Consider the following 11,949-nt stretch of genomic DNA (forward strand, 5'->3'; position numbering starts at 1 on the left):
AGACTCTCATAATTTTCGGTAAGCCCACGAAAATAAAGGCTTACAAGCCGTTATTAACAACGTATAATGGGATTAAATCGATCATATTAGGCTAAACAGTAGCCCCCGAAAGGAGCGCGAATACGTGACTATGCAACACTTTGAAGTGAATTATGACGGCCTTGTCGGTCCGACTCACAATTACGCTGGTTTGTCATTCGGCAACGTTGCCTCGTTAGCCAACGCAAAAGCTACCTCTAGCCCTAAAAGCGCCGCCCTACAAGGGTTAATGAAGATGAAAGCGCTGCACGACATGGGCATGAAGCAAGGTGTTTTGGCGCCACAAGAGCGTCCAGATATTTATGCGTTGCGACGCCTCGGCTTCACCGGCACCGATGGCGAAGTATTATATAAAGCGGCAACCGAAGCACCGGCTATTTTCCAAGCGGTGTGCTCAGCATCAAGCATGTGGACCGCCAACGCAGCGACTGTATCACCCAGTGCCGATACAGCAAATGGCAAAGTGCATTTTACACCGGCTAACTTAACGAATAAGTTTCACCGCTCACTCGAGCCAGTAACCAGTGGCAATATTCTTAAAGCCATGTTTGCGCATGAACGCTATTTCGAGCATCACACTCACCTGCCCGATAACGAGCACTTTGGCGATGAAGGCGCAGCAAACCATACGCGTCTATGTGAACAATACGGTCATGCCGGTGTTGAGATCTTTACTTACGGCCGTTGTGCATTTGATAGTACCCAACCTGCACCGCGTAAGTTTCCCGCGCGTCAAACGTTGGAAGCTTCTCAAGCCATTGCGCGATTACATGGTCTGACCGAAGATAACACCGTTTATCTTCAGCAAAACCCCGATGTTATTGATCAGGGTGTGTTTCATAATGACGTGATAGCCGTGGGTAACCAAAACGTATTGTTCTATCACGAGCAGGCATTCCGTAATACCGAGCAGAAATTCGCTGAAATCCAACAAAAGTTTGGCGATACCCCAGTACACTTCATCGAAGTTAAAACCGATGAGGTGAGCGTACAGGACGCCGTATCAACTTATTTATTTAACACCCAGTTGATTACACCGCCGGATGGCATCATGACCCTCATCGCACCAACAGAGTGTCAAGAAAACCCGCGTGTAAAAGCGTACCTTGAGTCACTGGTGCAACGCGATAATCCTATCAAACGCGTCGAGTTCTTTGACGTCAAACAAAGTATGCGTAACGGCGGTGGACCCGCATGTTTGCGTTTACGCGTAGCGCTCAACGACGAAGAGCTTAAAGCCGCTAACCCGAACTGTTTAATGAGCGATGACTTATATAAACGCTTAACTCAGTGGGTTGATAAACACTATCGCGACGAGCTCGCCGTTGACGATTTACGTGACCCTGCGCTACTTGAAGAATCGCGCTCTGCGCTTGATGAGTTAACGCAGATCTTAAAACTCGGTTCGGTATACCCGTTCCAACAAGACTAAGGCGAGAATACGATATAAAAAAGGGGCGCTCTAAGCGCCCCTTTTTCGTAACCTAACGGGTTAGTCATTGTCGTTATGCAGCTCGAGGTTTGCATCCCCGCCGCCATCACGCTGTGCTTTCGCCATGTCATTACGAGCCGCATCAAGCTCATCCAAGTAGTCTTGGTTAATATCGCCCGTAATGTACTCACCACTGAATACTGACGTTTCAAAGCGTTGAACATTGGTGTTCTCTTCTCCGACGGCGGCTACAAGATCGTCTAAGTCCTGATAAATAAGCCCATCAGCGCCGATCATCTCACAAATTTCGTTACTTTCACGGCCATGACCAATCAATTCATTAGCACTGGGCATATCGATACCGTAAACATTAGGGAACCGAATTTCAGGCGCCGCTGAGGCAAAATAGACGCGCTTAGCACCCGCTTCACGAGCCATCTCGATGATTTGCTCCGAGGTGGTGCCACGAACGATGGAGTCATCCACCAATAACACGTTTTTGCCCTTAAACTCAGCGCTGATCGCATTGAGTTTACGACGCACCGACTTACGGCGTTGTGTTTGACCCGGCATGATAAAGGTACGGCCAATATAGCGATTTTTAACGAAGCCTTGGCGGTACGGTAGGTCGAGGACACTAGCAATCTCTAACGCGATATCACAGCTGGTTTCAGGAATAGGAATCACCACGTCAATGTCTAAGTCAGCATAATCGCGCTTAAGTTTCTCACCCAGCTTACGCCCCATGTTCACGCGCGACGCATACACCGAGATACCATCAATAAACGAGTCAGGACGGGCAAAATAGACATACTCAAAAATACAAGGACAATGCTTTGGCTTATCCGCACACTGACGCGAAAATAGTTGGCCATCGTTGGTGATATAAATCGCTTCACCCGGCTCTACATCACGCACATATTTAAAGCCTGTACCATCGATCGCCACACTCTCTGACGCAACAATATATTCGTCACCTTCTGCCGTCTCACGCTTACCAAGCGCAAGTGGACGAATGCCCCACGGGTCGCGAAAAGCAACCAAGCCATGACCTAAGATCATCGATACAACAGCATAAGCACCACGCACTTTACGATGCACTGCGGTGATCGTTCTAAATACGTCATCTGCACTGAGTTCAAGACTCTCATTTTTGTCGAGCTCATTGGCAAATACGTTCAACAATATTTCTGAATCCGACGTCGTATTAATATGGCGACGCGCGGTCTTAAATAAGTGAGCGTGCACATCCGACGCATTCGTTAAGTTACCATTGTGCGCCATGGCAATGCCGAAGGGCGAATTAACATAGAACGGTTGTGCCTCAGCAGAACTTGAGCTGCCCGCTGTCGGATAACGCACGTGACCAATGCCGACATTGCCAGCGAGACGATGCATATGACGTGTATGAAATACATCACGCACCAAACCATTGGCCTTGCGTAAGCGCAATGTATTGTACTCATCCACCGTCATGATGCCGGCAGCATCCTGTCCGCGGTGTTGGAGCATGGTTAAGCCGTCATACAGCGCTTGATTGACCGGCTGTTTGCCGACGATACCAACGATACCACACATAACTTTACGACCCTCTTAGACTGATTGCGGGACTAAAAAACTTGAACTGCTTTCTAGATATTCAAAAAACCACTGAATAAACACGCCAAAATGCGGTATCAATACCGATTCCCGCCACCACTCACTGTTCGAGAGGGTGGTAAATGAGTCCATGAAAAATAATAATGCACTCACAATTAATACGCCTCGAAGCGCGCCAAACACTAAACCAAGCACTCGGTCTGTACCAGACAGTCCCGTGTGTTGAACGAGTTTAGACAGGATGTAGTTAAGGATGGCGCCGATTATCAGCGTAGCAATAAATAAGGCGGCAATTGCGGCCGCATTTCGGACAAGCGGATCTTGGATTTCAGTAAAATATACGGCTAAATCTTTGTAGAACTGACTCGAGATAACAAAAGCTGCTATCCATATCACTAAAGATACGGCTTCCTTAACGAAGCCTCGAATCAAACTCACCAAGGTTGAAATGGTGATAATGATGATGATTGCGTAATCTATCCAGAGCATAAGCACTCAGTCGCACTGAAAAAGTGAGCAGATTTTAACAGAATCGAATTAAAAATGCGGCTTTTTTTATTTCTTTACGGTTTATAACTTAATACCTTGCCTTGCAGACCGGTTAATTCTTTCAGCGCACTCAATTGCTGTTCCAAGGCTTGCTTCGATGCGTCCGGACCTACCATCAGCTTAGTCAATTGCCCTTGGCTTCCACCAGGCTCGATAAATACTGCAAAACCTTTATCTTGTAACTGCTTTTGTAATGCCAACACACTGTCGCGATTACTAAATGCACCGAGCTGAATAACATACGCATCGCCGCTCAATGTTACTGACTTCATTTCGCGTTGCGGCGCTTTCACTTGCTTTTGTGCATCAACGATTGGCGCATCATCCGCTGTCACTTCATCATTCTGCTGCTCACTCGCAGCAACAGGCTGAGGCTCAAACTGGGTCGGTGCCTGCAACGAATCGCTCTGTTCGGGTTTCAAGGGGATCGTTTCGAAGTCTTCAACCGCCTCCGTTTTTTTACCATCTAGAACATCTGGTAAAATGATAACCGCGAGCGCGACCAAAATAAGGGAGCCCACAATTCTGTTTTGCAACCGACTTGCCAAGTTGAACTCCTATCCGTTAGACGAATTAATTTTTGCGAAGATATGCCCTACAGTGTAAAACGAGCCAAACGCGAAAACCAGTGCGTTTTTTTGTTGTGCCCGCTCAATGGCAAAATCAAAGGCTGCTTCAATGTCATCGAAGCAATTTACAGCAGCACTATTGAGCGCCTCGCAAGCGGCCAACTGTTCTGCCTTATTGCCACGCGGTTCATGCAAGGTGCCTAACGCCCACTCAGTAATATGAGGAGTTAATGCTTCAAACACGCTGTTGGCATCTTTATCTTTTAGCATTCCCACGACAGCTATGATCTCGGGATGGGGCGTGCGCGCTAATTGCTGAGCCACATAATGTGCCGCATGACCATTGTGAGCCACGTCCAGCAATACATCAACTTGCCGATATAGCAGCCGCTGCATACGCCCCATTAGGGAAGCCTTAGCTAGACCAACTTTAATCGCATCTTCACTGACTGCAAGAGGTAAGCATTCTAATGCCGCCAGAGTCGTTACTGCATTGATCAGGGGCAACTGCGGCAACGGTAAATCAAATAAATTGACGTTCAAGCCGTAATAGTGCCAGTGGTCATCATATCGTTTGCTTGAAAAGTCACGCCCGACCTGTTTCAGATCTGCACTGATCGATGAGGCGTGCGCCGCAATGCTCTTTGGTGGATAGTTGTCACCGCAGATCAATGGTGTATCGCGGCGCGCAATCCCGGCCTTTTCAAAGCCTATTTTTTCGCGGTTATCACCAAGAAATTGAACATGATCAATGCCGATACTGGTGATAACGGCTACATCAGCATCCACGACATTCACGGCATCGAGCCGACCTCCTAGCCCTACCTCGAGAATGGCGACATCAAGTTCAGCGCGTTGCATCAACCAAAGCGCCGCTAATGTACCCATTTCGAAATAAGTCAACGAGGTTCCTTGGCGAGCGTCGTTGATAGCAGCAAAAGCTGCGGCATGATCCGCTTCGGGTAACATGGCGTTATTGATTTGTACGCGCTCTCGGTAGTCCACCAAATGAGGTGACGTGTAAACACCCACTTTATAGCCGGCCTGTTGCAGCACTGAGGATAGCATGGCTACGGTACTGCCTTTGCCGTTAGTACCCGCGACAGTCATGGTAAACCGAGCCGGCTGTTTAAGTTCGGCACGATCGCGCACTTGATGAGAGCGCTCTAGGCCAAGGTCAATTTCTGTTGGATGTATTTTTTCAAGGTAGGTCAGCCAGTCCGACAGCGAACTATTCGCTGTCGGGGCTATCATGTGCTCGCTCATCACAAATCAGCTGCTTCCATTTCGCTTTGTGCCGGGCTTTCTAGGTTTTGGAACTTAGCTAACAGACGTGCCACCGTTGACCGCATCTCTCGACGATCAACAATCATATCAATGGCACCATGCTCTAATAGGAATTCAGCACGCTGAAAACCCTCAGGTAAGGTTTGGCGTACCGTCTGTTCGATAACGCGAGGACCAGCGAAACCAATCAATGCTTTGGGCTCAGCAATATGGATATCTCCGAGCATTGCCAAACTAGCACTCACCCCCCCCATGGTTGGGTCTGTCAGAATAGAAATATACGGCAGACCTGCCTCACTCATTTTAGCCAACGCAGCAGAGGTTTTTGCCATTTGCATCAGTGACATTAGCGCCTCTTGCATGCGCGCTCCACCGGAAGCCGAGAAGCACACCAACGGTAGGTTATGTTCTAAGCAGAGCTCAGCGGCTTGCACAAACTTAGCGCCTACTACGGAGGCCATCGAGCCACCCATAAAGTTAAAGTCAAACGCTACAGCGACCACGGGAACGCCTAATACCGTTCCGCGTTGTGCAATTAATGCATCTTTTTCGCCACTACTTTTCTGTGCAGCTGCAATGCGGTCTTTGTACTTTTTCGAGTCTTTAAACTTTAGGATATCTTTAGGTTCAAGATCCGCCGCTATTTCTGAGACGCCTGCCTCATCTAAAAAGATGCGTAACCGTTCGCGGCCCGTCAAGCGCATGTGATGACCACACTTAGGGCACACATTTAAACTACGGTCTAAGTCGTTACGATACAAAATAGCATCGCACGCAGCACACTTGCTCCACACACCTTCGGGAACGTTGCGACGTTTGTTGACTTTAGGTTTAGCAAGAATACGTTCAATCCAGCTCATAATGGTCCGCTTAATCAGCTTTAATAAAAAATTTTGAATAGATTACATGGTAGCACAAATGGGTCAAGCAAAGAGGTCGTAACAGTCGCTGTTTTTTATCACTCTGTAAACCAAAGCGGACCGGGTTCAGCGTTGGGTAGCTGCCATTCGTCTGGGTAATCCACTTCGACCAAGTACAAACCGCCTGGCTTGGCAGTCGCCGCTGCTTGGGTGCGGTCTTTTCCAGCTAGTAGTTCACCGAGCCAAGTGGGATCTTGTTGATGACGACCTATAACAATGAGGCTACCCACGATATTACGCACCATATGATGCAAGAAGGCATTGGCTTTAATATCGACGATAATGAAATCACCACGGCGATGGACATTGAGGTGAGTCACTTCGCGATGAGCCGAATGTGACTGACACTGCGCGGCACGAAAAGCACTAAAGTCATGCTCACCCAATAATGCTGGCGTCGCAGCTTGCATCGCGACCACGTCCAACGGGTGATGATAGTGACTCACGCCATGACTATGGATACCAGGTCGTAACGAATTGTTGGCGATGATATAACGATAACGACGCGCCGTCGCACTGAATCGTGCGCTAAAACTGTCGTCGACGGGCTGTGCCCATCGCACAGCAATATCAGGCGGCAGGTGACTATTGACGCCAAGCGTCCAAGCAGCCGCCCGGCGCGACGTCGACACATCAAAATGCACGACCTGGTTAGTCGCATGAACCCCTGCATCAGTGCGTCCTGCGCAAACGGTTTCCACGGGTTCATCGGCCACTTTACTGAGCGCCGCCTCAAGACGCTGCTGAACTGAATCGACTTCTCGCTGACGTTGCCATCCATAATACGCGCGCCCGTCGTACTCCAGTCCCAGTGCAATTCGCATACAACTCCCTTACGAACCTAATTATTCCGATTGCAGACGCTTCAATAACGTACGTGCTTCATCGGCAACGTCATCATCGCCCTCTGATAAACCCGCAAGTATTTGTTCAGCGTCCTCTTTCTCATCCATATCAATATAAGCGCGCGCTAAATCGAGCTGCCCCAAACGCTCTTCATCTGCCTCGTCGATCTCATTATGAGACACTTCCGCGCTATCTTCGTCAGCTAATACACGACCGACATTTTCCGACGTGTAATTATCGGTTTCTTCCTCGCCATCCGCCTCTTCCATCAAGTCATCGATATCAACATATTCGCTATCTGAAGAGGCCTGTTCGGAATCAGGTTCGGATTCAGCCGCTGCATCAGACGCAGAATCCGAGTCCGAATTTACTAGATCGCTATCGCCAAACAACGAATCAAGCGCTTCGTCCGCTGCTTGTTCCGAGCGTTCGAGTTCCTCTTCGTCTATCTCATCGGCATCTGAGTCATCATCCTCGGTCAACTCACCGAGCGATTCTTCCAACTCTTCCGATTCAGACAGCAGGCGATCCATGTCCTCTTCCGACACATCGTCAATATCCTCCTCGTCGTCTTGTTCATCGGGTTCTATACCCAATTGTGCCAAGGCATCATCAAGCGGGTTATCATGCTCGCCGTCATCGAACTCCGTTTCTTCATCAGAATCTTGATCAGACGCGTCATCTTCTTCGACTTCTGAGGCTGCAGCAGCTGCCTGTTCATCAAAGATATCATCACTCACCAACTCATCCGCTTCATCGTCGGCCGTGCCCTGCTCATCCGGCTCCACTTCTGATGAATCCTGCTCGCTATCAGCGTCCGCCTCAGCTTTCTCGCTCGGCGTAGAAGTTTGTTCCGAGTCTTGCGTTGCTTCGGGCTCGTTCGGTGACTCGACTTCTGTCGGTTGCTCAGGTTCTGGTTCCGACTCTGGCTGTTCATCAGCTTCATCTTCTAAGTCAAGGTCAAGTGCAGGCGCTTCATCACTATCCGCCTCACCAAATAACTTATCGAGTTCATCTTGCGACAACTCTGAACTCTCTTCTTCGGACTCGCTTTCTGGGGTGTGTTCTGGTTCAGACTCCGGCTCAGGCGTCGGTTCAGCATGTTGTTCGGGGTCTTCGTCCGGTAAAACCTGTTGGTCCAACTCATCAACGTCGTTCTCATCGGTTGCTTCCGATGCCGAGGTGTCTTCATCATCGGTGTCGAGCTGAATACTAAAGTCGTCTTCTTGGTCGGTGTTTTGGTTCGATAACTCAGCTTCCAAATCACTGAGGTCATCGCCCTCTTCATCATCGTCCTCAAGCTCATTACTGTCATCAAGGTCGAACAGTCCGTCGTTATCCTCGACGCTCGTGGCCGAGCCCCCCATGAGCTCACGATCAAGTTGCTCGGCGGCCTGTTCTTCAGTGAGTTCTTGTTGCTTTTCTTCGGCATCTGATGCATCAGTATCGTTCTTCTTACGACGGAATAAGAACAGATAAATTAGTGCAAAGATTAATAACGCTGGAACAATAGAGAGCAAGGCAATATTGAGAGGACTCTGAAGCCACTCCAGCATACCCGAACTCTGTTGCTGTTGTTGTTGACTCAACAACGCTTGTTGCTGCTCGAGTAACTGATCAAATTGGGCTTCTAAGCCGTCCGTCTGTTTCAGTTGTTCAGATAAGGTAGAAATACGTTCGGCAAGTTCATCCAGGCGTTGCTGGATAGACTCATTTTCAGCATACACTTGCTCGACAGCTTTCATCGAATCATCAACCCGCGCCTGCAGGTCGGCAAAATTACTCTGTTGACGCGATTCGACTTGTTGAATCGCTTGTTCAGCTTTCTCTCGCGCTTGTTCTAAAAGCTGTTGTTGCTCAACCCTTGTCTGTTGTGCTTGTTGTTCAATCTCTGATAAGCGCTGCTGTTTGTCTTGCAATGATTCGTCGGCCATGACCTGTCGGCGAGCCGCCTCAGGATTGACCATTTTAATTTCTTGCAAGCTGGGTATGCGCAAGTAGAAGCCATCAAGCATACGGTTCATGTTGCCGTCGACAAACGCGCGTGGATTCGCTTGCACGATCGCTGCCATGGTTTGATAAACCGTCACACTCGAATGAGGACGGTATTCAGAGGCTATTGACCACAATGTGTCACTGGACTGAATGGGCCCATAACGTTCTTGCCCCATGCGCACATCTGTGGACTCGACACCTTTGGGTCCCTTAATAATAGTGCCATCTTGCACTAATGCGTGGGCAGACAACGGAACAAATGACAAGGCAACCAGTGTACTCGACACAAAGAAGCCTCGTTTTAAATGCCTAATCAATTGCATAATCCCTTTATTATCATTTGTTTGGGAATCACTCATGTTCGTTCTCTTGCCCACGGTTCACTAGTCTATTTAACGGCGATTAACGTTAAAACTTTACGCTAATCCACAGGACTATTACTAGTACTTACCAGTACTCTTTGATTAGTAGTTCAGCAATCTGAATCGAGTTAGTCGCTGCACCCTTACGAATATTGTCTGAAACCACCCATAAGTTGAGTCCTTGGGGATGGCTAATGTCTTCGCGAATACGACCAACAAATACGTCATCTTTACCGGCTGCGTCACTGACTTGAGTCGGAAATTCTTGACGATCTTCGCACAAGGTAACGCCCGGCGCATCTCGCAGTAATTCCTTTGCATATTCAGCAGTGATCGGCTGTCGCGTCTCAATATGAATTGCTTCAGCATGGCCGAAGAAAACAGGCACGCGAACCGCTGTCGGATTGACACGGATACTTTGATCATTAAGAATTTTTTGCGTTTCCCACACCATTTTCATTTCTTCTTTGGTGTAATCATTATCTTGGAACACGTCAATCTGCGGGATGCAATTAAATGCGATCTGACGACTAAACTGACTAATAGTCGGTTCTTTTGCATTTAACAGTTCAGCGGTTTGTTTGGCTAATTCTTCCATCGCCTCTTTACCCGCACCTGAAACCGATTGATAGGTCGCCACATTGATGCGCTCAATACCGACCGCTTCGTGTAAAGGTTTTAGGGCCACCATCATCTGGATGGTGGAGCAGTTCGGGTTGGCAATAATATTGCGATTTCTGAAGTCAGCCAATGCCCAGCCATTAACTTCTGGCACCACTAATGGAATATCGGGTTCGTAGCGGAACTCAGACGTATTGTCTATTACCACACAGCCCGCTTCTGCCGCTTTGGGCGCGAATATTTTTGAAATGGCGCCGCCTGCTGAAAAGAAACCAATGTCTGCCTCACTCCAATCAAAGGTCTCGGCATCGATGACTTCAATTTCTTCACCCTTAAAGCTGACCGTTGCGCCGACTGAACGAGAACTTGCCAATGGATACAGCTGCGCGACGGGAAAGTCACGTTGCTGTAAAATTTCAATCATTTGTTGACCAACGAGCCCTGTCGCACCTAGCACTGCGACGCGAAAACCTTCTGCCATATTAACTCCTAAAGCTTAACAAACTTGGTATGCATTAAAGCCAAGCTGTCTAAATCGTATAACCTGTGCGGCATTATGACACGCAATAGGCTGATTGTTGAGTTGTCGACGAGGATTATCTTTACGGTAGTTCTTTCGCAGATGATCAAAACCTGACGCCGTTAAGCCATCAGTACGCATGATACGGTCGTCTTCGTCAATCGAATACAGTGACAAAATCAAATCCGCTAAATCGGGTAAGCGTTGAATACTAACAGCCCCCAAGGTGCGCCAATCAAGTGGCGGTAACACATCACTCAATTGCATTGAAAAAGCGATATCAAAGTACCGACACAATGCCGCTGTGACTTGATAGGCTCCACCGACTTTACCCTCTAAGCTGTGCCCAGCAATATGAGGCGTAGCAATAGCCAGGTGGGGTAAGATAGCCGCGTTAACCGAAGGCTCACCCTCAAACACATCAAACACCAACGTCGGGCATTCGCCTTGCTCACAACGATCAATGACAGCCTGATTGTCCACCACAGCACCACGGCACGCATTAATCAGTAACTGCCCAGGGTGCAACGATTGAAGCGCCTCAATATCAATCAAATGATGTGTCGGGTACGAGCCATCGCGTGTCAACGGAACATTTAAACTAATAATGTCAGACGTCAGTACACGCTGCCAGTGCGCATGCGCTCGACTGTCGCCCTGTGCCACTAGGGGCGGATCGTAGTAATGCACATTCATGCCCAAGGCAGCTAAGCGCTGACCCGCGGCACTGCCTGTATGACCAGCGCCAACAATTGCCACGTCTAAATCAAGCACTTCGTGCAACCGCTGTTGTTGACGCAATACCTGTAATACAGCGGCCAGTACATACTCACCAACAGAGTCAGCATTGCAGCCTGGTGCATTAGTCCAGTGAATATTACGCGCCGCAAGCGCTTGCGTATCCAAGTGCTCTTTACCAATGGTTGCGGTGGCTACAAACTTCAGCTGTGGGGCATGCTGCAGTATGGTTTCATCGACCTGAGTAATCGACCTAACCAAGAGTGCATCCGCAGTTTTCAGTAATTCAGGCGGTGGGATTCTATCTGTATAACAAGAGAGATGTCCTACGTTGCCCAATAGTTCAGGCAACGCAGGAATATTGTGATCGGCAACGATATGGATACGCTGGGACCGATTCAAAATCGATTAGTCTTGGTATTCGCGCAGTACCAATGATGCATTGGTACCACCAAAGCCAAAGCTATTTGAC

At 48.5% G+C, this 11,949-nt stretch carries 10 protein-coding genes; 1 reads left to right on the plus strand and 9 read right to left on the minus strand.

The window, feature by feature from the left end; genetic code table 11:
- Positions 1–130 precede the first annotated feature (130 nt).
- Positions 131–1,471, plus strand: coding sequence for an N-succinylarginine dihydrolase (astB, locus tag B2X00_RS11215; protein WP_290487687.1), 1,341 nt, complete (start codon positions 131–133; stop codon positions 1,469–1,471).
- Positions 1,472–1,531: 60 nt separating this feature from the next.
- On the opposite strand, the gene purF is transcribed toward astB, so the two are convergent.
- From purF to B2X00_RS11260, 9 genes are all read right to left on the minus strand, one after another.
- The gene (gene purF, locus B2X00_RS11220; RefSeq protein ID WP_071463512.1) at positions 1,532–3,049 is read right to left on the minus strand and encodes an amidophosphoribosyltransferase; all 1,518 of its coding nucleotides are present in this window, start codon (positions 3,047–3,049) and stop codon (positions 1,532–1,534) included.
- Between the two features lie 15 nt (positions 3,050–3,064).
- Complete coding sequence (locus B2X00_RS11225) at positions 3,065–3,559, minus strand: CvpA family protein (RefSeq protein WP_290487674.1); 495 nt, start codon at positions 3,557–3,559, stop codon at positions 3,065–3,067.
- Between the two features lie 74 nt (positions 3,560–3,633).
- Entirely contained in the window at positions 3,634–4,167 is a 534-nt protein-coding gene (locus B2X00_RS11230; RefSeq protein WP_290487676.1) for an SPOR domain-containing protein, read from the minus strand.
- 9 nt (positions 4,168–4,176) lie between these two features.
- Positions 4,177–5,442: a bifunctional tetrahydrofolate synthase/dihydrofolate synthase gene (gene folC, locus B2X00_RS11235; RefSeq protein ID WP_290487678.1), complete on the minus strand. Its 1,266-nt coding sequence runs from the start codon at positions 5,440–5,442 to the stop codon at positions 4,177–4,179.
- Positions 5,443–5,453: 11 nt separating this feature from the next.
- Positions 5,454–6,335 (minus strand): acetyl-CoA carboxylase, carboxyltransferase subunit beta, encoded by an 882-nt coding sequence (gene accD, locus B2X00_RS11240; protein WP_071463508.1) that lies wholly within the window; start codon positions 6,333–6,335, stop codon positions 5,454–5,456.
- 98 nt (positions 6,336–6,433) lie between these two features.
- The gene (gene truA, locus B2X00_RS11245) at positions 6,434–7,219 is read right to left on the minus strand and encodes a tRNA pseudouridine(38-40) synthase TruA (protein WP_290487679.1); all 786 of its coding nucleotides are present in this window, start codon (positions 7,217–7,219) and stop codon (positions 6,434–6,436) included.
- A gap of 21 nt (positions 7,220–7,240) precedes the next feature.
- Entirely contained in the window at positions 7,241–9,595 is a 2,355-nt protein-coding gene (locus tag B2X00_RS11250; RefSeq protein WP_290487681.1) for a FimV/HubP family polar landmark protein, read from the minus strand.
- An 88-nt stretch (positions 9,596–9,683) separates the two neighbouring features.
- Positions 9,684–10,700: an aspartate-semialdehyde dehydrogenase gene (locus B2X00_RS11255; RefSeq protein WP_290487683.1), complete on the minus strand. Its 1,017-nt coding sequence runs from the start codon at positions 10,698–10,700 to the stop codon at positions 9,684–9,686.
- Between the two features lie 15 nt (positions 10,701–10,715).
- Positions 10,716–11,879: a 4-phosphoerythronate dehydrogenase gene (locus B2X00_RS11260; protein ID WP_290487686.1), complete on the minus strand. Its 1,164-nt coding sequence runs from the start codon at positions 11,877–11,879 to the stop codon at positions 10,716–10,718.
- Positions 11,880–11,949: the final 70 nt, after the last annotated feature.

Origin of the sequence: Idiomarina sp. UBA3162, assembly GCF_002364475.1 — a bacterium.
In the GTDB taxonomy this organism is placed as follows: domain Bacteria; phylum Pseudomonadota; class Gammaproteobacteria; order Enterobacterales; family Alteromonadaceae; genus Idiomarina.